The organism is Exiguobacterium sp. H66, assembly GCF_018618705.1.
Taxonomy (GTDB): domain Bacteria; phylum Bacillota; class Bacilli; order Exiguobacteriales; family Exiguobacteriaceae; genus Exiguobacterium_A; species Exiguobacterium_A oxidotolerans.
The window spans coordinates 99226-120844 of record NZ_JACSMQ010000006.1 but is presented as its reverse complement, the minus strand read 5'-3'; the positions used below and the strand labels follow the sequence as shown (position 1 = coordinate 120844).

Annotated in this window: 25 protein-coding genes and 1 riboswitch; of the genes, 7 read left to right on the top strand and 18 right to left on the bottom strand. The window is 43.5% G+C overall.

Annotation, left to right across the window (positions count from 1 at the left end; genetic code table 11):
* Positions 1-198: 198 nt before the first annotated feature.
* Positions 199-1437, bottom strand: a complete 1239-nt coding sequence (locus KNP88_RS11205) for an LCP family protein (RefSeq protein ID WP_214893803.1) — start codon at positions 1435-1437, stop codon at positions 199-201.
* Between the two features lie 15 nt (positions 1438-1452).
* Entirely contained in the window at positions 1453-2199 is a 747-nt protein-coding gene (gene nfsA, locus KNP88_RS11200) for an oxygen-insensitive NADPH nitroreductase (protein ID WP_214893802.1), read from the bottom strand.
* A gap of 140 nt (positions 2200-2339) precedes the next feature.
* Here nfsA and KNP88_RS11195 point away from each other — a divergent pair, with 140 nt between their 5' ends.
* Entirely contained in the window at positions 2340-3251 is a 912-nt protein-coding gene (locus tag KNP88_RS11195) for a hypothetical protein (RefSeq protein ID WP_214893801.1), read from the top strand.
* Between the two features lie 349 nt (positions 3252-3600).
* On the opposite strand, the gene KNP88_RS11190 is transcribed toward KNP88_RS11195, so the two are convergent.
* Positions 3601-3864, bottom strand: coding sequence for a hypothetical protein (locus KNP88_RS11190; RefSeq protein WP_029332686.1), 264 nt, complete (start codon positions 3862-3864; stop codon positions 3601-3603).
* A gap of 127 nt (positions 3865-3991) precedes the next feature.
* On the opposite strand from KNP88_RS11190, the gene KNP88_RS11185 reads away from it, so the two are divergent.
* Entirely contained in the window at positions 3992-4840 is an 849-nt protein-coding gene (locus KNP88_RS11185; protein WP_214893800.1) for a GNAT family N-acetyltransferase, read from the top strand.
* Here KNP88_RS11185 and KNP88_RS11180 read toward each other — a convergent pair.
* The 4 genes from KNP88_RS11180 to KNP88_RS11165 form a co-directional block, all read right to left on the bottom strand.
* Complete coding sequence (locus tag KNP88_RS11180) at positions 4798-5748, bottom strand: hypothetical protein (RefSeq protein WP_251137202.1); 951 nt, start codon at positions 5746-5748, stop codon at positions 4798-4800. The genes KNP88_RS11185 and KNP88_RS11180 overlap by 43 nt on opposite strands.
* A 114-nt stretch (positions 5749-5862) precedes the next feature.
* Positions 5863-6222, bottom strand: a complete 360-nt coding sequence (locus tag KNP88_RS11175) for a hypothetical protein (RefSeq protein ID WP_088836360.1) — start codon at positions 6220-6222, stop codon at positions 5863-5865.
* A 175-nt stretch (positions 6223-6397) separates the two neighbouring features.
* A complete protein-coding gene (locus KNP88_RS11170; protein ID WP_088836359.1) occupies positions 6398-6850 on the bottom strand; it encodes a GNAT family N-acetyltransferase in 453 nt (150 codons plus the stop codon).
* 25 nt (positions 6851-6875) lie between these two features.
* Complete coding sequence (locus tag KNP88_RS11165; protein WP_214893799.1) at positions 6876-7391, bottom strand: GNAT family N-acetyltransferase; 516 nt, start codon at positions 7389-7391, stop codon at positions 6876-6878.
* Positions 7392-7687: 296 nt separating this feature from the next.
* On the opposite strand from KNP88_RS11165, the gene murB reads away from it, so the two are divergent.
* Entirely contained in the window at positions 7688-8599 is a 912-nt protein-coding gene (murB, locus tag KNP88_RS11160) for a UDP-N-acetylmuramate dehydrogenase (RefSeq protein ID WP_214893798.1), read from the top strand.
* Between the two features lie 85 nt (positions 8600-8684).
* On the opposite strand, the gene KNP88_RS11155 is transcribed toward murB, so the two are convergent.
* Positions 8685-9908 carry an aminopeptidase gene (locus tag KNP88_RS11155; RefSeq protein WP_214893797.1) on the bottom strand — a complete coding sequence of 408 codons (1224 nt, stop codon included), beginning with the start codon at positions 9906-9908 and terminating at the stop codon, positions 8685-8687.
* 98 nt (positions 9909-10006) lie between these two features.
* Here KNP88_RS11155 and KNP88_RS11150 point away from each other — a divergent pair, with 98 nt between their 5' ends.
* Positions 10007-10426 (top strand): DUF1232 domain-containing protein, encoded by a 420-nt coding sequence (locus tag KNP88_RS11150; protein ID WP_029332678.1) that lies wholly within the window; start codon positions 10007-10009, stop codon positions 10424-10426.
* A gap of 49 nt (positions 10427-10475) precedes the next feature.
* Here the strand turns inward: KNP88_RS11150 and KNP88_RS11145 are convergent, their stop codons facing one another.
* Both KNP88_RS11145 and KNP88_RS11140 read right to left on the bottom strand, forming a co-directional pair.
* Complete coding sequence (locus KNP88_RS11145) at positions 10476-11312, bottom strand: formate/nitrite transporter family protein (RefSeq protein WP_088836355.1); 837 nt, start codon at positions 11310-11312, stop codon at positions 10476-10478.
* Between the two features lie 189 nt (positions 11313-11501).
* Positions 11502-12104, bottom strand: a complete 603-nt coding sequence (locus KNP88_RS11140; RefSeq protein ID WP_214893795.1) for a hypothetical protein — start codon at positions 12102-12104, stop codon at positions 11502-11504.
* Positions 12105-12242: 138 nt separating this feature from the next.
* On the opposite strand from KNP88_RS11140, the gene KNP88_RS11135 reads away from it, so the two are divergent.
* Positions 12243-13112: a YitT family protein gene (locus KNP88_RS11135; protein ID WP_088836353.1), complete on the top strand. Its 870-nt coding sequence runs from the start codon at positions 12243-12245 to the stop codon at positions 13110-13112.
* A gap of 241 nt (positions 13113-13353) precedes the next feature.
* Positions 13354-13962, top strand: coding sequence for a CHASE3 domain-containing protein (locus KNP88_RS11130; protein ID WP_214893793.1), 609 nt, complete (start codon positions 13354-13356; stop codon positions 13960-13962).
* Positions 13963-14052: 90 nt separating this feature from the next.
* Here KNP88_RS11130 and KNP88_RS11125 read toward each other — a convergent pair whose 3' ends face one another.
* From KNP88_RS11125 to KNP88_RS11095, 7 genes are all read right to left on the bottom strand, one after another.
* Complete coding sequence (locus tag KNP88_RS11125) at positions 14053-14427, bottom strand: ArsR/SmtB family transcription factor (protein ID WP_353048334.1); 375 nt, start codon at positions 14425-14427, stop codon at positions 14053-14055.
* 77 nt (positions 14428-14504) lie between these two features.
* Positions 14505-14942, bottom strand: a complete 438-nt coding sequence (locus KNP88_RS11120; protein ID WP_029332672.1) for a hypothetical protein — start codon at positions 14940-14942, stop codon at positions 14505-14507.
* Between the two features lie 20 nt (positions 14943-14962).
* Complete coding sequence (gene thiE, locus KNP88_RS11115; RefSeq protein WP_214893791.1) at positions 14963-15601, bottom strand: thiamine phosphate synthase; 639 nt, start codon at positions 15599-15601, stop codon at positions 14963-14965.
* Positions 15591-16361 carry a hydroxyethylthiazole kinase gene (thiM, locus tag KNP88_RS11110; RefSeq protein ID WP_088836348.1) on the bottom strand — a complete coding sequence of 257 codons (771 nt, stop codon included), beginning with the start codon at positions 16359-16361 and terminating at the stop codon, positions 15591-15593. The genes thiE and thiM overlap by 11 nt, the downstream gene beginning before the upstream one ends.
* Complete coding sequence (gene thiD / locus KNP88_RS11105; protein WP_214893789.1) at positions 16342-17151, bottom strand: bifunctional hydroxymethylpyrimidine kinase/phosphomethylpyrimidine kinase; 810 nt, start codon at positions 17149-17151, stop codon at positions 16342-16344. The genes thiM and thiD overlap by 20 nt, the downstream gene beginning before the upstream one ends.
* 116 nt (positions 17152-17267) lie before the next feature.
* Positions 17268-17378, bottom strand: a riboswitch (TPP riboswitch).
* A 61-nt stretch (positions 17379-17439) separates the two neighbouring features.
* Positions 17440-18714, bottom strand: coding sequence for a murein hydrolase activator EnvC family protein (locus tag KNP88_RS11100; RefSeq protein ID WP_214893788.1), 1275 nt, complete (start codon positions 18712-18714; stop codon positions 17440-17442).
* 204 nt (positions 18715-18918) lie between these two features.
* Positions 18919-20370 carry a murein hydrolase activator EnvC family protein gene (locus tag KNP88_RS11095; RefSeq protein ID WP_214893787.1) on the bottom strand — a complete coding sequence of 484 codons (1452 nt, stop codon included), beginning with the start codon at positions 20368-20370 and terminating at the stop codon, positions 18919-18921.
* Between the two features lie 260 nt (positions 20371-20630).
* Here KNP88_RS11095 and KNP88_RS11090 point away from each other — a divergent pair, with 260 nt between their 5' ends.
* The gene (locus KNP88_RS11090; protein WP_029332666.1) at positions 20631-21038 is read left to right on the top strand and encodes a VOC family protein; all 408 of its coding nucleotides are present in this window, start codon (positions 20631-20633) and stop codon (positions 21036-21038) included.
* 53 nt (positions 21039-21091) lie between these two features.
* Here the strand turns inward: KNP88_RS11090 and KNP88_RS11085 are convergent, their stop codons facing one another.
* Positions 21092-21604: a type 1 glutamine amidotransferase domain-containing protein gene (locus KNP88_RS11085; protein WP_214893786.1), complete on the bottom strand. Its 513-nt coding sequence runs from the start codon at positions 21602-21604 to the stop codon at positions 21092-21094.
* Positions 21605-21619: the final 15 nt, after the last annotated feature.

The window sequence follows — 21619 nt, the reverse complement described above, 5'->3', positions numbered from 1 at the left end:
TTCGGATTTCGGTACGTCGTCTTTTAAGCCGCCTACTCAAAGATATGTTCATTTCGGCCAAAGAAGCATGAATATTGAAGATATGGACAGGTCTTCAGCTATGATATCTTCCGTTCTCAAAAGCGCAACTGCGTACATCAATTTATACCCGCAATAGGGAGAAGGAAACCTTTCAAAAAGGAACCTATTTTTTTAATGTCAGTCATTCGCCAGTACACCGTAAAACGTCGTCTGTAATTTTTCTCTCAATTGTGTCAGGGCTTTTTCATCCGGGAAATCATAGAAAATGCCATTCAATCGATCACTGACAACGTCAATTTCAAGATGCTCTCGCTCAGACATCAATGCCAGGGCTAAGCCTGCTGTCGCCATTTGACGGTAACTGATGTCTAAACTCATCTCCTCTTTCATATAAGCATGTGCTGATGAAATTTTAGTCCAGCCTGTCGGCTTCAACAGATGCGTCGCTACAGCTTGAATGACTTCTGACTGACGATTGGCTCGTGCCCCATCATTGTCTGTTTTTCGGTGACGAGAATAGGCAAGAGCCATCGCTCCATCCATATGGTATTCCTTTCCTTTTTGAAACGCATATTGATTCGCTTTTCCGGTAGCGTCTTGCTCCGAGAATGTTCCTGTCGAAACAAGATCAATCCCGCCGATTTGATCAACTAAACCAATGAAACTATCAAAAGAGATAACGATTTTGCTATCGATGTCTACATCAAGTAGTTCACTGACGGCGTTTTGCGTACACGCTTCCCCACCGAACGCAAAAGCATGCGTGATTTTATCTTTTTTCCCATCCTCACAACTGATGGGTGTATACGTATCCCGCGGAATCGACGTTAACTGAATCGTCCGTGATAACGGTACGAATTGCATGACGGATAGTGAATCAGACCGTGAACCTCGTAACGCTTCTCCGGGTCTTGCGTCACTTCCGATTAATAAAAAGGTAAACGGCTGCGAGGCAAACAGGATAAAGCCAATCACTAGAACTAAGAGCAGACCAAATATTTTCGTTTTGAAGCGACGTTTCTTCTTCTCGACAGGCTGTTTCTTTAAACCATCCTGCCTCGTCTCACGTGGTACCTTTTCTTCCGAGCGTCCATTTTTACGTCGATTCGACCGTGTCCGCTCCGCCATAATCGTTCCGACTTGATTTGCAGACCTTCTGACTACGGTGAAAAGTCGTCCTCCGATACCAGTCCGTGTTCTTTTCTGCGAGCCCCGGTGATTTTGTTGAACTGAACGCGACGTCAAAGCTGGTCCATCCTCGACGTATCGATGATTCTGCCGTTGTGAGGCGTCAATCCGCATTCGCTCATCTTCTGCTCGATGCTCAATTGGTGTATGTGTCGAAGTACGTCGCGCCTGCTCTTCTTCCTGTCGTTTTCGTTCTAGTCGAGAACGACCTGATTGAAACTCATCCATAGTAGTACCTCCGTTTTAGTCTTGCGATAACTGCTTATCTTGTAAGAACTTACGTAAATACGTCCGTTTCGGTTCCTTCATCGAGGCAGCCATTTGATAGACCCATCCCTCAGTTCGTGCGCCATCCGTCCGCTCTCCGTAATACGACGAGGTTTCTGCCTCATACTGTTCTAGCAACTCACGCATCTTGTTGTCATTAGTATACGTATTACGATGGAAGATTGCCTCCATCGGAAGACGGGGTTTTTTACCTGGCTGTTGATCCGGCAAACCGACTGCAACACCAAATAACGGTACGACGTGACTTGGCAACTCAAGAAGTTCACTCACTTTTCGAGCGTCATTACGAAGTGAACCGATATAAACTGTCCCGTATCCTAATGATTCTGCTGCTACGACGAGGTTCTGTGCGGCAAGTCCTGCATCAACCGCTCCGACGATCAACGCTTCCGTCGTTTCGACTGTGTCAGCGACTGAGCCATTCGCAATCTCTGCTGCCAGCATATGTTTATGGTAGTCGATACAGAAGACGAAGAAGTAGCTATTATCTGCCACATAATTTTGTCCACTCGCTACTTCGACGAGTTGCTGTTTTTTTTCTAAATCCTCAATCCCGACAATTGCATAGGCTTGTTGATAAGAAGACGTCGAAGCAGCCTGGGCAGATTGGATTAATAGTTCAATCGTCTGTTCGTCGAGTTGATGTTCCTTAAATTTCCGGATCGAGCGGTGGTTTAATAAATGTTCAATCGTTTCATTCATCTGAATCTCTCCCTTAAATTAATCTTTCCCTTTAAAAATAGGCAATGATTGTGTAAAAGAGCAAATGAAAGATGTTCGTTTTATGAAAAAATCGGGAAATGAATAATGAAGTGTTGTGTTTTTGTCGAAGGAGGGCGATCATGAGAATTCGAAAATTACGTCTTTTACTGGAGCAATATGGCGATACGACCCTTCGCGACATTATCGTAGAGATCTATCGCCAACTTCCCAAACAAACAATTGAAGATAAAGAATTAGATTTGATGCTGTCGCAATTCGCAAAATATAAAGGTCTACAAAAAGAACAAGAACAACCGACAATCGAACAAACCATCGAGCAGACTGAACAATTCATTCAACTCGCCTACGATGGTGAGTATTTAGAACCAAGTGCAATCGTTTCCGTACGCGAACAAAAAAACTGGTACGTCACAGCAAAACGATTATTAAAACACCTGCGACATTATGTCGGTCGAAAGAACGGAACGCGTGTCGCTTTCGAAGAATTCTTTTTTTTACTGTCTTCCGCCGCTGGTGAAGAACCTCTTTTCCTGAGTAACGACCCCTTCCGACTGATTAAAGTCTCTCAAGTTGAGCTCTTCCAAGAACTCGTTGGTTACTACAAGCTCGACACATCCGGTAATGCGTGGATGAAGCGCGCCATCTACACGGCGTTAAAGGTACCGATCGACGTCGACACGGAACGCAGTGACCTCTTCCTTGCCGTTCTCGAGCATTGTGAAACGCGACAAGAGCGTGAGTCTTACCTGTCGTTATTGAACATGCATGCGAAAAAGCTTCAAATGAACGTTCGCATCGATGCAGACAAGCTCATCCTCTATCAAGAGATTCGCTTCGCAGAACTTCATGCCCTGATCGCTTTGCGTGAACTAGAACGAGCCGAAACGATGCTTTTCACAGAATATATTCCTTATTTTTCACACCGTTCGACTCCATTTCGCTATTATCTCGACTTGCTGGAACAGGCGGGTCTAGACGAAGAACATGATCGGATTGAACGCGTTGGCCGAACCAAACATATTCATTTTTAAATACAAAAAAGAGCTTCGGAAAGGTATCCCGAAGCTCTTTAGCGTGTAGACAAACTCTTATGAAGCGTGAACATGCGATAACGAGACGGATTGAGCTCTAAACCGTCTGCATGTCTGAATTTCTGTCACGGTATTCCCTAAAAAGCGTCGCGTTTCGTTGGCTCCTACGGGAAAAAGTGCGTTTTTAACGCACTTTCAGAGGCTGGCAAGACCCTGCTCGTTGTCCGCTAGGATCCAAGGAGCAACGGCTTGCGCCTCGCCCGAGGAAAGCAACGAAAAAAGACGCTTGATTTCCCGATAGCACGTTGTCTACAGCCTGAGAGCTTCGGAAAGGTTTCCCGAGGCTCTTTCAATCTGATGTATTGACAATTCCAAGTCCTACAGTTGCAAGCAGTGCGATACAGGCAAATAAAAATGCCATGTCATTTGGTGAGTCAAAACCATCATATGTCGGTTCTTTTCGATCAATGATGAGTTCATCCATCGTTCCATAGCTTCCATACGTCACAGCTTCTCGGACGCTCGTTTCTTGTTTATCTAAATCTTGTGCTTGAACGGGATGGATACTACTCAAAAACAAAAAGAAGCAGACATAGATAAACTTTTTTCCCAATCTAATCCCTCCCCCGTTTCTACCAGATTACTTTTACCTTTTATGATAAAAACTATTATTTTCCTTTTATTGATTATAGTATACTTAAGGTATTGTTTCATCCTAATCAGAAAAGGAAGTGTAGCGTTTGAAAATTTTACGTTACGAGCAATTGTCGCACGGTCAACGTCGTCTCGTCCATCAGTTGTTACAAAAAAACCGCTTATCTCCTCTGTCCCTCTCATTCCAACCACCTGAAAAATATCAATGGGCTTTGATCAAGGAGGATACCGTCTGCGCGACATTAGGATTTAACCAATTTGCCTCGTCCCTTCAAATCATCAATGCCGCTTACACGGACTTGATTGCTTTCCGCACTTTGGCGCATTTCGTCCATGATTACGCGCTCTCTCTACATCCTCATCAAATCGACGTTCAAATCATTCCACCACATGACTTCGGGTTGGTCTCGACTTGGAACACGCTCGGTTATACACTCTCCTCTGAACAATTTCGCTTCATCGGTCTCATCAATGATCATGCCGCATCACTTCAATTCAAGCCACTTACCCTCCGAAACCGTTCCTTGTTCTTAAATCTCAGAAACGAGTCGATTCAATCCTCACATTTTTTATTTAGCTATGACGTATCCCATATCGAATATTTGATTGAACAGGGGGCATTGCCGTACCTTGTCTACGATCAACAAACAATCGTCGGAACAATCATCATCCAAAAACAAAAGCAAACGATTCGTTTACTCGAAATTACGTGTATCCCTGAATTGAAGAATCAAGGATACGGGCGAAGAATTCTTGAGACCTTTCAAGCTAAATTAAAACGCACGACAGTTCGGACATTCGAGACGTATTGTTTTTCAACACATCAAGAAGCCCTTCGTTTATATGACCCCGATACATTCTGTGATATTCAACTCTTCTCACACTGGCATACTTACTCTAGAGAATCTTTACGTAACAGCTCAACGATTTCTTGATATTCCGCTAGGACGTAGGCATCCTCCACTTGTTTGAAATCAATATTTGCTCGGATCCTTAGCTGCTCACCCATCTGATATAGACTGTCGATATAGTCGTTTCCTAACGCACTCGCTTGACCTGGTTGGTGGTTATGAAAGGCTAACAGTGCATCTTCTAAAAGCAGTTGTTCATTCTCCATTTTTAAAGCTGCTTCAAGCAACTGTTCAAATACTTCTGTATGCCGACCGATCATCGCGTAAAAGAGTGGATAGTGTTTGGCATATTTAAAATCAACTTGATATTTTTTAGTCTCGACGATTGTCTGAATGCTTGACGGATTCGACCGCTTTAACTGCTCAACAAAACCGATTGTTGCCGGATGGTTTGTAAAAAATTCTAGGCTTCGTACGTCCATTTCGTCTTCTAAATCAAGCAACAAATAGAGATCAAGCATATTAATCACGTGCGTTTCCAAAAAACGATCACTCCGTTGCAAGGATGTCGTGTAGTCTAAATCAAGACCTGCCTCTATCGCCAACTGAAAAAGTTCATGATTGATTGCACTGTATAGACCGACTGGAAATGCTAGCGGTTGACGGACAATTGAACGATGTCCATCAAGCTCTTTTAATTGATTGAGATCTACACCATGTTGTACCAACAAACGGAAAAAGAGCGTTCTATCTTGTATCGCCCCCAACTTAAGTAACAGACGATCGAGTTCAATGACTGGTTGGTTCGTATCAAGCGCTAGCGCCAAGTGCTCTGATGACTCTAAGTCAAAAGCTCGCTTCACGAAATTTAAAGCGACCCGTTCTCGTTCGGACAACTCAGCATTGTAATACTCAAAAGCTTTTCGATTCAATTCTTTAAATGCACGCACTGCCTGACCAACTGCCTCATTTTTCACAAATCGTTTCATCATCGGTTTGCCCCCCTGAATACTGCTTCTCTTCGTAGTGTACGCAATATTATCTTTTCTTGAAAGCCAAAAAAATCCTGATGCCTTCCTCACAATAAGGAAATCCACCAGGATCTATCAATTCTCGCCTACTTTTAAAGGCATCGATCGAAAAATCTCATCTTGCTTTCCGACTTTTTCGACACTCGTTCCAATTGAACCGCTATATTCAATTGTCTGTTCCGGCTGAATGAACTCATAAGTAATGGCCGGTTCTCCACGCAATCGAACCTGGATTACTTGTCGATGTTGCAGGGAAAACGAGGCCTTCACTTCTAAAAATGATGCTTCACTGATTCCATGATGTTTTTCAAGCATCGTCTTTAACTGCTTTTCTGAGTTCTGTTGGCTGCTTTGAAGCTCTGCGTAAGAAATTCCGACCGCAAAAGATAAAAGTCCAATCAGACTTAACGCGAGAATGACCAGTACTTTTTTCATAGACTGATTCACCTCCGAATGAAATTCGTTCTGCTCTCATCATCGGTTCACTCCGCTATTTTTTGAAGTATTTCTCGAAAATAAGCGTTTCCTCATGTCTACAACCATTGGGACGACAAGGGAGAGACGTCTTCCCAACCTAGATGAGAACTTTAGTTGCTAGGTAAAAGAACATTCAATATTCTTCTTTAAGCGATAAATGCATATCAAGGTGTGGAATTCCATCTTCCAAATACACATCAGATGTCTCTTCAAACCCAAACGATGCATAAAACTTTTTTAGATGGGCCTGGGCCTGCAAATAAATCCCTGTTTCTTCTTGTGTCCGGATGTGTTCGATTGCTTCATTCATCAAGCGACGTGCAATGCCGTGCGACCGAAAATCAGCATGGACGGCGACACGACCAATCGCTACAGCACCTGATTGATTTTTAGGGAGTACTCGAAGGCAACCGATTAACTGCTGATCTGCATAGGCAAGTGCATGAATCGCCTCCTGATCACGATTATCGAGCTCTGAATAGGCACATTCCTGCTCAACGACAAAAATATCAGTTCTTAATTTTAATAACTGATAAAGCGTCAAGGCACCAAGCTGATTAAACCGAATAAATTCTGTATGATACATGAATTACACTCCTCTGCTTTAATGTTCAGCCTCTAAATAGACGGGTTAGTCTGCATGAATAGACGACGACCGGTATCCCTTTAAAGACCGTTTCTTTTTCCCAACCCAATCCGTTGGCGCGAGCCACCTTTTGAGAAGAATGATTTTCTGGATGAATGATTGAAATCAGACGATCGTTTCCACGTTCAAATGCCTCACGCATCAGACGTTTCGCTGCTTCACGCCCGTATCCGACTTTCCAGTGCTTCGGCTTTAACCAATATCCGACTTCAAGTTCTTCTACTCCGTCGACTTCTTGTAGGATGAGTCCTGCAAAACCGATTGGTTCCTCATCCTCTTTTTTTTCAATTAGCAAAAAGCCCGTCTGACGTTCATCTCCATACCGCTCGAATTGTTGGTCGAACCATAAACGGGCCTCCGTCTCATCCAATGAAACACCACCGTTAATATACTGCATCACCAATTCATTTTGAACGAGTTCTTTATAAAAGTCGAAATCTTCCTGAGAAAAAGGTCGCATTCTCAAACGTTCGCTCTCCATATCGATTCCCCTCCTAATTTTCAGAACATCCTTCTATCTGTATATGTAATTGCCCCTTTTCTAACCGATTCATCCCCGAAATCCTTATTTTATCTTGTTCACCTTTCGAAATTCGGAATTTCAGATATATATTTTCATTACTAAGCGATGACAGTTTTCGGATAAACCTTGCATTTTTCGTGTCAACTCTGTATTTTGGGAACTATGTGCTAAACATCAATTACGTAATTAGTGTAAAATATATTTTGAGCGTACTTTCGCTGAATGGAATTCATAAAAAAGGACTGAGAACTTATATGACTGAACAGTTGTTGACTGGGCTTTACGAGGGATTAAACGAAGACTCTGTATTAGTGAATGAACCGTTAAAATATCATACGTATACGAAAATGGGAGGAATTGCCGACCTTTTCATCATTCCTTCTTCTTACGAAGAAACAGCTTTTGCTGTTCGCTATGCTTATGAGAACGATCTCCCATTGACATTACTCGGTAATGGATCGAACCTCGTCGTACGTGATGGCGGGATTCGTGGCATCGTCTTATCATTTGAAAAATTGACGGATATTTCGGTCGAAGAACATGAACTCGTCGCACAAAGCGGCGCGGCCATCATCCAGGCCTCACGCGTCGCTTATGATCATGCTTTGAGTGGTCTCGAGTTTGCCTGTGGAATCCCCGGCACAGTCGGTGGTGCTCTCATCATGAATGCTGGTGCGTATGGAGGGGAAGTCAAAGATTGTCTTCAGAGCGCGACGGTTTTAACACGCCAAGGGGAGCTGTTAAACATCACACGCGACAAACTCGAACTTGGATACCGGACAAGCTGTTTCGCTAAAAAAGAATATATCATTCTCGAAGGACGTTTTTCTTTGACGGAGGGTGATCCTGTTCTCATCAAGGAAGTCATGGACGATTTGACGAATAAGCGTGAAACGAAGCAACCCCTCGAATACCCTTCTTGCGGCAGTGTCTTTAAGCGCCCTGAAGGATATTTCGCCGGAAAGTTAATCCAGGACAGCGGACTTCAAGGGACAAGAATTGGTGGAGCGGAAGTCTCACAAAAACATGCCGGTTTCATCGTCAACATCGAAAATGCAACGGCGACTGATTACATTTCGCTTATTCACCACGTTCAGGAAACGGTGCAGGATAAATTCGGGATTCTCCTCGAGACGGAAGTAAAAATCATCGGTGAAGAACTTTAATACGAATACTTTCCTTAAACACAAAAAAGTAACAGGAACGGATACCCGTTCCTGTTACTTTTTTTAGCCTCCATTCGGCTCATCCTTAAATTGACCAGTTGCCGTTACGCATTAACGCTTCGCGTGTACCGTCTGCTAATTCGCCATCGATTGCCATATCTGCTGAGCCAATCATGAAATCAACATGCGTCATCGAATCATTCGCCCCTTGCTCGGCTAATTCTTCATTCGATAAGCTTGGTCCATTCTCAAGGCACGTCGAGTAGGCACGACCAATCGCGAGGTGACATGAGGCATTCTCGTCAAACAACGTATTGTAGAACAAGATGCCCGAGTCAGAGATTGGTGAATGGTGCGGCACGAGTGCTACTTCTCCGAGATAACGTGCTCCTTCGTCGAGCGAAATCAACTCATCTAATGCCGCTTGACCTTGTTTCGCTTCCGCCTTGACGATTTTTCCCTCTTCAAACCAAAGCGTAAAGCCATCAATCAAGTTTCCGCTGTAGCTGAGTGGCTTCGTGCTTGAAACATGACCGTTGACACCTGTTTTCTTCGGTAACGTAAAGACCTCCTCCGTCGGAAGATTCGCGATGAAATCAACACCATCCGCATTCGGTCCACCACCACCGAGCCAAACGTGACGCTCTGGTAACTCGATCGATAATTCCGTCCCTGGTGCCGAGTAATGAAGTGTTTTATATTTTTTCTCCGTCAAGAAGGTCGCTTTCGTGCGGAGGTTGTGATCATGTTTCTCCCATGCAGCGACTGGATCCGCTTGATCGACTCGTGTTGCCTTTAGAATCGCTTCCCATAGCTCTTCTACAGCGTTTTCCGAGTCTGGGAATACCTTAGCCGCCCAAGCATCTGAAGGTGCAGCAACGACACACCAGCTTACATTGTCGCTCATGACGAATTTACGCCAATTGGCTAGTGCAACTCCTGCTGCTTTATTCGCGCGCGCGATACGACTCGACTCGACTCCGTTTAAAAGATCTGGATCTTCACTGACGACAGATAAGAAGGCTGTCTTTTCATCAGCTAACTGATCGAACCGTGCTTTTAACCACTCTGGAAATGCGTCAAACGAATCTTCCGGTGCATCGAAATAACGGATTTTCGTCATTTCATCATCTGACCATTGCACGTAAACGTTCGATGCGCCTACTTCGTAAGCAACACGTGTAATTTCACGAACAAGTGGTGCATTTTCGATGCCAGCACGAATTTCTAGTTGCTGACCGGATTGCAAATTGATTCCTGTACGTACAGCGAGTGCTGCATACTTTTTGAGTTGTTCTTGAGTCGGCATTATGTAATCCCCTTTCGTCTCTTACTCTTATTTTCACGAAAGAGTTGCAATTTTGCAAGAAATAAGGTGAAACTAGGTGTAGAGAAGGAGTGTTGAACATGGAATTCGTACCAGGAGATTTCAAATCCGCTTACACATATTTCCACCGTCAGGCATTGGCGTTAGTCGGAGATCACAAAGCACAGGAAGATTTATTGATTCGAGGAGAAGTTGGCTTAGCACATTTAACAAAAGATATCGCTTCAGAAGAAGGGTCTGATATCGAACGTGAAGCAGAACTCGTGCTGTATTTCCAACTTAAACAGTTACTTGAGATGTTACGTGCCCTTTATCAAAAACGTTTTTCGATGAAGGAAGAACAAGAACAATTATTATTGACGGCTGTGCTCTATTTTACTTCCCCAGTCGATGCACTACCTGACGAAAATGTACTCGGTCTGTTCGATGATGCTCAAATCGTCGAATCGATTTATGAAGAACTCGCAGCAGATGTCGATCGCTTCCAACATCTCGAATAAAGAAAAAGGTAAGGGAGACGGGAAAACCCGTCGCTACCTTACCTTTTCTTTATGCTTTTTTTTTCGTCGCGATGTTGATTGTCGCAGCTTGTTGTTTTGATTGATCCACTTCTAGCTTTTCTTTATTCAACCACGTGTAAACCATTCCCATGAAGAGTGCTCCACCGATGATGTTACCGAAGAGAGCAGGAATTAAGTTATGGATTGCTCCGGCAAATGAAATCGCCTCTGGGTGAGGTACGACAAGCGCGATTGAGAACAATGCCATATTGGCAATGACATGGTCAAAACCTGATGCGAAGAAGACAGCAACTAAAACCATCATCATCATGATTTGTGCCAATTCATTTTTCATGTTTTTCGGAATGAAAATCGCTAAACAAACCATCCAGTTACAGAAGATTGCTCGCGTAAAGATTTCCCATGTCGAGTGATGGATTTTCGATTCAGAGACAGCAAACAACCAGTTGTTTGCGCCTAACTCTTGAATGATTCCAGTTTGCGAAAAGAGTAACGCGAAGGCAAGTCCTCCGAGACCATTACCAATCAAACAAATCGTCCATACTTTAAACGTATCCATTTTCGTAGTGTATCCACGCATCGTCGCCGTAGTAAAGTACATCGTATTTCCTGTAAACAGTTCTGCACCGCCGTAGACGATTAAGACAAGCGCAACACCAAAAGTTAATCCACCGACGAGCGTCATCGCAGCCGATTCATTTAGATAAAGTCCGTTGATTGCTTTGAGTGTAAATATGATAGCAAAACCGATGAATACCCCAGCAAGCATGGCACGAACTAAATATTCGAGTGGACGCATTTGTAGCATTTTAGTTGATTTAACCGCTTTATTTCTTAGCCCTTCTAATGCTTCTACTTCATTCATTGTAGAAACCTCGCTTTCTTCTTGTTCAACACTTCACAATGTTTGTTCACTTATTATCATACTTCCATCTTATAAGATGTTCAACCCCTGCCTACCCCTTATTTAAGGTTTTTACGAAAGAATGACATGTAAACGATACCATTGTGTCAAGTTTGTGAAAAAAGCTTTTTCTTGCTAGATACAACTACTTTACGGGTATATTTTGAGTTGTGAACGGAAGTATTCCAGAAAGGATTTTCGCCTTGATTCAACTAATACATAGTCGTCAATGACTACACGATTAAAGCGGTTAGTGGACGTCGAAGCTCGCTCAATATCGCGTGGTGTATACCCTTCAAAATCAGTACGCGTGATTTTAATTTGAAGGATTGATACAGGATCCGTATATTGAATTTCAACTGTCATTACATTAGGAATCGCTAAAAAAAGAGCCAGCGTATGGTGCATGACGAGTTGCGGAAATCGACTTTTGATAAAAGAGGGTGTAGACGGATCAATCCATTCATGATTTGTCCCGACCCATTCTTTTCTGGATTTACCCGTCACTTCATAACGTAAGGAAACGGTAGTTCCTTCAATCTGTACTTGTTTAAGTGCGTCTGAAAATGGAAATCGTTCAATAAATCCTGTCATTGCATTTGTATTTGCAACCGATGTTCCGACATATCGGGTGACCAGTGCTCCATCACGCCACTTATTGTCAGGGGATTCCCTCGAGTAATGCAACATAAAAACGGAACCTGTACTTAATCCAATGAGCGCACAGCATAAAAATAAAAGGATTTTTTTCAATTCACTCAATTCCTTTCGACCCGCGTCACCTTTTTACGATATTTTTCAGTTGAGGGGTTGAATTTAATGCTATATAGGCGTACTCTTGCAGGCAGATACTTTACGAAGGAGGAGCATGAGGATTTCTCATCAATCACAATGAAGACTAAACAAACGAGCAAGAAAAAACGAACAGAAAAAATCAGTTTCCTTTTAATCGGTACACTTCTTTACTCCCTTTATATCAGCCTTTTATTATCTCCAAATGACATTGGATCTGGCGGCATCATGGGAATCACACTTATTTTCCAAGAGTTGTTCAATACGCCTATCGGACTGACCCAACTTGTCTTGAATATCCCGCTTTTCTTACTTGGTTTTCGCTTCTTAAGAAAACGATTCATGCTACTTTCAGGAATTATCGTCCTTATTTCTTCATTTTTAATTGATTGGATTCCAACACAAGTGGTTCCTGAGTCATTAAACGATCCTCTCGTCGCCTCCATTTTTGCAGGGTTAGTTTCCGGGCTCGCAATGGCATTAATCTTCTTTGGCGGCGCTTCGACAGGTGGACTCGACATCCTCGGAAAGTTCTTTTATGCCCGCTTCCATAACTGGCCGCTCCCGCGTATTTTTTTAATGCAGGATTTAGTGATCTATATCTTAGTTTGGTTAGTCTTCGACTTAAAACATGTTATGTATGCATTAATTATGAGCTTCGTTCGCGCCAAGGCGTTGCAAACGGTCTATAGTTTTTACTCTGCTTCTAAACAATGTATTATCATTTGTGAAAAAGCAGATGAAATCAACGACGTCATCACAAAAGAACTCGGTCGTGGTGTCACGATTCTCGATGCGCGCGGTGGCTATTCCAACCGGACAAAGAAGATGGTTTATGTCGTCGTACAGAATAATGAAATCGTTCGTCTTCAGGAAATTGTTTCCTCTGTCGAACCTAATGCCTTCGTCACCTTCTCTGAGATTCATACCGTCTTTGGAAATTACAAAGAACATTCCTACTCTTTTTAAATGAACCGCACACGATGAAACGACACCCCCCTGTCATGAGGTGGGTTGTTTTTTGTAAACGAAGGCTGACCCATCATATACGTCTACGTTTGGTATCGCTTCAGGTTTCATCTCAAAATATAAAACGATTGGATTCCCGTAACCAAAAGATGTTCCCCTAAAAAATAGATAACTCTTCACTTTTTGGGAATTAGTGGTTAAGCTAATGACATTACTAGTTAGCTTATGAAGGAATGATTGCATGAATAAACTTTGGCGCTACCGCATCTCTCTCATTCTTTTAGTCAGTTTGTTCGCTTCGATTCCTCTCATCTATGCCTTGACAGGTTATCGTACCATTTCAAAAATGACAGAAGAGATGCACGCCCATGATATCCCGATGATTAAACAAGTCGACCAACTCGTCGAATACAATCGGGATCGGGCAAATGCCGTTCGCGGCCTATTGCTCTATGAAGACGACCGTTACATTGAACAATACTACTTCTGCACGACCAAAATTCATGATTTACGCCGTGTGCTCAATGCTTCGAACGAAACACCCGTACCGATTAAAGATTTGTTAACCCGTAACAATGCATGGGAAAAAGAAATCGAAACCGTTTTCAGCCTTTATGAAACAAACGGTTCACAGGCAGCTACCGCTTTAGCGAAACAATCGACGCAGACCACGCAGACCATTCTTGAAGATCTTGCTCAAGTTAAAGATCAATTGTATACCGAATTAGATCAAGAACTCGAAAACACGGCGCTCGTGACAGCATCCTATAAACGGATGTGCTTTAGTCTATCCATTTTAGCCTTTCTACTCATCAGTGTGACCATCACGCTCTTCCATCGAATCAAGTGATCTGTTGTTTCATACGATTAGCTTCGTGAAAAAGCTAAAAAACGCACCGCAGTTCTTTATCGGACTGCGGTGCGTTTTTTTGTATTTTTCTCAAGAAGAAGCCTTTCCTTCATTCACATGCTCCATTGCCAAATGAACTAACGACGAGACATGATGGTCATCAAGTGAATAATAGACAACTTTTCCTTCTTTACGATATTTGACGAGACCTTGTTTCAATAACGTTCTTAAGTGATGCGAAGCCGTCGCAATCGAACAATCAACTGATGCCGATACGTCACAAACACAAAGTTCTCGCTCGACCGTCAATGCATAAGCGATTCGTAGACGCGTTGCGTCCGATAACACTTTAAACAATTTCCCAATCTCAAGCGTCGGGATTTTTTCAACGGCATGACCAATTTCAGTCGCACGTTTTTTATCGATCGCAATCGTCTCACAGCGTGGTGCCTCCACTGTCTTCACCTCTCCTCCAAACTATTGCACCATCCTAAAACAACAAATGCAAGTAAGATGACTACGATGAGTCGCGAGGTGAAGATTCATTTCCGATGTTTTTTTTGGATTGTACGAAAAACTGCCCATCCCCCTAATCGATTCCCGATATCCCAAACGATTCGATTAGTATCGACAGCCCGTACACCGATGTCGATGATACTTGTATTTCGCAATCGCTCCTTATATCGATTCGATAGGAAGCGTGGTAACGGTACTTGTAACATCACCCGATAAAATAAATCGAGGTGTGTATGGCCCCAGATTTCCGTAGCGATGGATGCCGTTTTAATCAACAGCGGCCGTTTATATCGTTGTCGGTGTTTGTTTTTTAACAAAACCGCCAATTCAAATGCATAACGATTCGGATAGGGAAACAATTTCCAACCTAAATGATACTTTCCACGGTTGTCGATTCGAATGATTTGTGGTTCGATTCGATACCGAATCCAGCCTCCCCGAAAGCGAATGACTTGCCATTTCACGTACATCACCTCTTCAGTGATTATACCCGGTCTGATACTATTTGACGCGCAGTCTGAACCGCCTCTTTGAACTCTCGTGCCGCACGTTCAATATCTGGTGCTGCGAATAAGGCAGAGACGACAGCATATCCTTCAAGCATCTCGAATAAGTCGGGCACCACATGATGTGTGATTCCACCAATCCCGACGAGAGGAAGGGAAACAGCCCGGCGAATCGCTTGGAGTGTTTCGTTTGTCATCTGACTCGCATCGTCTTTTGTCGCCGTTGGATAGAGCGACCCTACGCCAAGATAAGTTGCCCCGTCTTGCTCTGCTTCGATTGCCTGTTCAACGGTCGAGACAGAAACCCCAATCGTGGCTTCCGGTAACAGCTTACGTGCCTCCCGCAAAGGGATGTCCTCTTGCCCGATATGCAGACCTGCACCGACGATTTGTGCGATATCAATCCGGTCATTGATGATGAGTGGGACGCCGTAACGAGACATCATTTTCTTCAAGTCACTCGCTTGTTCGAGAAATTCTTTCCCTTGCGCCTGTTTTTCACGAAGCTGGACCATCGTCGCGCCACCTTTTATTGCTGCTTCGACCGCATCAATCAAGGCAACGTCCGGGTGAAAGCGCCGATCTGTTACCGCATAAACCGTGTAATCATTCTCCACTGGTCAATACCCCTTTCAAACTTTCTTCTGTAGTTAAGCTGATTGCGTTGAACAACCCCATCCGGAAATCACCGAGTCCCGCTGCTTCATCTGCGACTTCACCCGCTTTTCCCATTAAATACGTCCCATAGGTCGCTGCTTCGAATGCATCATACCCTGCTCCAAGTAGGGTCCCGATGAGCGATGCCGTCATACAGCCTGTCCCTGTAATGTGTCCGAGTCGTGGCGTTCCTACGGTTAGTTTTACTTGACGCTTGCCGTCTGTAATGAAATCAACCGGTCCCGTTACGACGAGAGTCGTCCCGAGCCGTCCAGCAAACTCATGGACGACTTGAAAATCTAATGTCTCTCCTGAAGCGACATCGACTCCTTTTGAACGTCCGACTTGACCGATGAGCGTCTTGATTTCAGAGACGTTCCCCTTAATGACCGTAAAATGAATTGCTTCGAGTAACTCTTTCGTGAATTGTGTCCGAAGTGTCGTCGCCCCCATTCCGACTGGATCTAAAATAATCGGTTTCTTCAATCGGTTGGCCGTTTGACCTGCCAACAATTGCGACGCTCGTGAAGCTGCGTTCAATGTCCCGATATTGATAACGACAGCATCTGCATGTCCAACCATTTCCTCGACTTCTAGGATATCTTCCGCCATGACAGGTGAACCCCCGAGCGCAAGGGTCATATTGGCACACTCATTAATCGTGACCGCATTCGTTAAATGATGAATTAATGGTTTTTTATCATGAATGGTTGTAAGCATCCGTTTCCCTCCAAATGTCATAAAAGTGATGTGTCGGTCCGATTCCGTTCCCTAAGGCAAATCCATGCCGGATTGCTTCAGTTACGTACCGTTTAGCATAAATCACGCTATCCTTCAGGGAATCTCCCAGCGCAAGACGTGCCGCAATCGCGGAAGATAATGTACATCCTGTACCATGTGTATGCTGGCGTTTTAATCGTGCCTCCTGAAACAGATGATGCATCCCTTCCGTGTATAAAATATCCGAGGCATCCGTACTTTCGAGATGACCGCCTTTTAACAGGATAGCGATGTCTCGTTTTTGTGCGAATTCCGTCGTCGCCAGCTTCATTTCATCAACTGTCGAAATCGCTTGCCCTAACATGCGTTCCATTTCCGGAATATTCGGGGTCGTCAAGGTTGCAAGCGGCATCAAGTGCTCCATTAATGCTTGTTCAGCATATTTCCTTAACAGGGCATGCCCCCCTTTTGCGACCATCACGGGGTCTAAGACGACTGGTCCCTGATAATGTTTCAAACATTTGGCAATAACTTGAATCGTTTTTTCATTCGAGACCATCCCAATTTTAACGGCATCTACACGAATATCGCTAAAAATCGAGTTCAACTGGGCTTCGACAAGCGTTGGTGATACATCTTCAACTGCTTGTACGCCTAACGTATTTTGCGCTGTGATAGCAGTAATTACACTCATACCGTAAACCCCAAGAGCAGAAAAAGTTTTTAGGTCGGCTTGAATTCCAGCTCCACCACTAGAGTCTGATCCAGCAATCGTCAGTACATGTTTCATCGATAGACCTCACTTTCTATGAGAGCACAAGGAGAAAGCGGAACGAAAAAAAGCGCCGTCCGCTGTAAAAAAGCAGACGACGCCATGAAAAACCAACGAGTGTGGTCACTTATTCATGTCTTCAATCTCAACTTTCCTACGCTGGTATTATCCAGATCAGGTGATAGGGTCGAAAACAGAATGGTTTTCCTCTCAGCCAGATTCCTCCAGCTCCCCTAGTTGCTCATGATTTAAATTTCCCTTTCACTGTAGCATAGCGTCATAAAAAAAACGAGCCGAAGCTCGTTTTTATAAGTATGCTAATGGATTAACTGTATTAGCTGGTCCTGTCGCACTGTATTGGTAACCACCAATATGCAATTCAAAATGAAGATGTGCGCCCGTCGAGTTTCCCGTATTTCCGAGCGTACCGATTTGTTGTCCTTGCGAGACCGTTTGTCCAGCATGAACTGATAATGAATTCATGTGCGCGTAAACTGTTGTATACACTTTCCCATTCAAGAAATGTGAAATCATCACGTGATTTCCGTACGGTCCACCGCTTCCCGCTGTGATGACCGTTCCTGAAGCTGCTGCGACGATTGATGATCCGACTGGCCCTCTAAAGTCGACACCATTATGGAAAGTATACCCATTCGCACCACTCGCTGGTCCGAATCCTTGTGAAACACTTCCTGACGCAGGGCGAACGAACTGCGCCGAACCGCTCGGAACACTAGCGACTGGCGTAGCACTTACGACCTTCTTAGACGTCCCGGCGTTGTTTTTTTCCGCCGCTTTCGCCGCCTTTTCCGCTGCCGCTTTTTCAGCTGCTGCCTTTTCCGCTGCTGCTTTAGCTGCTGCCTTTGCTGCCGCAATCGCACGTTCTTGCGCTTCTAATGTCGCTTGAAGTTCTTTCGCATTCAGAAGTTTTGTCATAAATTTTGTTTTACCTTGACGTAGTTTTTTTAAGGTTGCACTACGCGCTTTCATTTGCTGTTTGAGTTCCTTTTTTTGAACCAAAAGGGCTTCTTTTTCTTTCACTCGCTCTTCCTTTTTATCCACGAGCGTCGCTTTAGCATCCGCTAATTTTTTTTGCGTTTCAAGGTAAGCAGAAATCATCTTGTCATCTTGTTCAGCAATTTTTTTCCCTGCCATCACACGACTAAAGAGATCGCCAAGATCTTTCGAACCAAAAATGACTTCTTCCCATTTAATAGAATTCCCATCATTTTCTTGAAGCACACGAAGGCGGTCTCCTAACAGCTCTTCCTGGCGTTTTAACATTTCTTCATAATGGATAATGTCTGCCTCAAGCTCTTCAATTCGTTCATTCAACTGACGAATCTGTTTATTTTTTTCTGAGACACGAAAAATATTTTCATTGATTGCTGCATCAATCGCATTGATTTGACGTTGCTCTTTTGAAATTTTAGATTCTTGTTTTTTGATTGATTTTTCTAGTTTACGTTGTTCAGCTGCATTATCTGCTTTCTTTTCTTTGATTGTAGCCGCTTGAGTGATTGGGGTGTTCGTCAATAATAACGTCCCTAATAGTACGGTAGAAAATAACTTTTTTAGCATATGTGAGTTCCTCGCTTATGTATGAATTCGATTTTTGAAGTCATGTTTCGTAGTAAAACTATCTGAAATTGATTATAGCACCGTAATAGTTTCAGAAAAATTTCATTTACGTTTCAAATGAAAACGTTATTTTGTAATATAACAACTAATTATTCAAACTGTATAAAAAAAGAACCCCTACAATGTAGAGGTTCTTTTACGATTTTATAACATTGACATAGGATTAACACTATTTGCAGGGCCTGTTCCGCTGTAGATATAACCGCCGACATGAATTTCGAAGTGTAGGTGTGGTCCAGTCGAGTTACCCGTGCTACCAAGTGCACCGATTTGTTGTCCCTGGCTGACACGTTGTCCTGCACGCGCATTCAATGAACTCATGTGCGCGTAAACCGTCGTATACGTTTTTCCGTTCAATTGGTGAGCAATCATGATGTGATTCCCGTAAGGACCACTGCTTGAAGCCGTAATGACAGTTCCTGTTGCTGCTGCGACGATTGGTGTTCCAACCGGTGCACCAAAGTCGATTCCATTATGGAATCCGTACCCATTTTCACCACTTGCTGAGCCGTATCCCTGTGTAGTCGCACCACTTGTCGGATGAATGAACAATGCTGAAGATGCAGCTGGAGCCGGAGCTGGCTTCGGTGCTACAGGTGCTGGTTTTGGTGCTACTGGTGCTGGTGCCGGCGTTGATTGTTTTGTTGAATTCGTTGTTGCTTTTTGACGCGCTGCTTGTTTTGCAGCTTGCTCGGCTGCCGCTTTTTCTGCTGCAGCTTGCTCAGCTGCTGCCTTTTCTGCCGCTGCCTGATCGGCTGCTGCTTGTGCCGCTTGAGCTTCAGCACGGGCTTTTGCTTCTCGTGCTTCTTGTGCTTTGCGCTCTTTTTCAATCCGTGCTTCACGTTCACGTGCCGCTTTTTCTGCCGCGATTGCTTTTTCTTGCGCAATCAAGATTTGTTGAACTTCTTTCGCGTCCATCAACTGTGTCTCAAATTTCTTTTTTTGTTTCTTCAGTTCTTTAATGCGTTTGTTTCGTTCACTGATTTGTTGTTCGAGCTCTGCCTGTTGACGTTTTAATTCTTTTTTCTCTGTCACAAGCTTTGCTTTTTTATCTTTAAGTTCTGCTTGGGCATTCGCTAATTTCTTTTGCGTGTTCCGGTAATCCGTAATCATCTTATCATCTTGTTGTGAGATGGATTTCCCGGCTAGCACACGGCTGACGAGATCTCCGACATCTTTTGAACCAAAGATGACTTCTTCCCATTTAATCGAATTACCATCATTTTCTTGCATGACACGTAAACGATCGCCGAGCAATTCTTCTTGACGTTTCAGCTTGGCTTTATATTTTTCGATTTGCTTACCAAGTTCGACGATTTCAGCTTCTGTCGCCTTGATTTGACGATCTTTTGCTTCGACGGCAAACATTTTTTCATTCAATGCTTCGTCTAAACGATTCACTTCTTGTTGTGTCTTCGAAATTTTCTCACCTTCATGATTCACAGAAGACTCAAGATTTTTTTGTGTATTTTGGTTTTCTTGTTGCTTTTGTTCGTTTTTGGCTTTTTGTTCACTTAAATCATCTGCTGATGCAAAATGAGGAGTTGATGAAAGGACAAGTGCGGAAACGATGAGCGACGCGAACGTTTTTTTCATGTAGTATTCCCTCTTTTTCTCTATAATTTTATCGTAGTCAAAAGTATGCTTTATTTAAATTTCATTTTAATGTTTAAATTTTATAAGAACGTTTTTGATTATAGCATTCATTTTGCCTCTATTATATTTCAGTGAGATTTCATTTTGTATAAGTTTGTTGGTTAATTATGTAATACGATGAAGCTCCTTTCGTGAAAATGCCTGCGCGTTGCACCTTGAGGGAAGTTTTGGCACACTAGTGGTGTAAGGGAGGAATTATAGTGAAACTTGATCATACTGGAATTGCCGTCCGTGATATGCAAGAAGCCATTACTTTTTATACAACAATTTTAGGCGGGAAATTAGTCCGTGAATATTCAAACCCCGCTCCAGGCGTGGCATCGAATATCGCTGTCATTGAATTTGAAGATGCACACATTGAACTACTGACACCAACAAGCGCTGACAGTCCAATCGCTCGTTTCTTAAAACAACGCGGTAAAGGGGTACATCACATCGCCTACCGCGTTGACGATTTAGATCAAGCGATTCTCGATGCAAAAGAACAGGGACTTACGTTCCTCGAAGATACGTACCGGTCAACGCCTTTTGGCCGTCGTTTGATTTACATGAATCCGAGGCATTCACATGGGGTCATCACTGAGCTTTGCGATTACCCAAACGCTTAACGCAAAAACAAATCCCCTACACGACCTGTGAAGGGGATTTGTTTTGCATGAACTTATGCGAGCTTCGCTAACATTTCACGGTTGAACGCCGGAATATCATCTGGTTGACGACTCGAGACGAAGTTATCATCGACGACGACTTCAGTGTCTTCGAAATCAACCCCAGCATTTTCTAAATCGATTCGAATTGATTTATACCCTGTCATCTTGCGCCCCTTAACGATTTTAGCGTTAATCATTAATTGTGGACCATGACAAATCGCGAAGACCGGTTTCTTCGACATATCGAACTCTTCTACGAAAGAGACAAAACGTTCGTCTTCACGTAATAAATCTGGTGAAAATCCACCCGGAATCAACAGCGCATCATAGTCTGCCGGTGATGTTTGATCAATCGTGACATCAACAGAGACTTTTGCATCTTCTTGTTTACCAACGAGTTCTGCACCTTTTTCTGAACCGATGACTGTCACTTCATGACCTGCCTCTTTTAATGCGTCGACTGGTCCTGTGAACTCGACATCTTCGAAATGGTCCGCGAGTACGACTGCTACTTTTTTACCCATTAAAATCATCCCCCA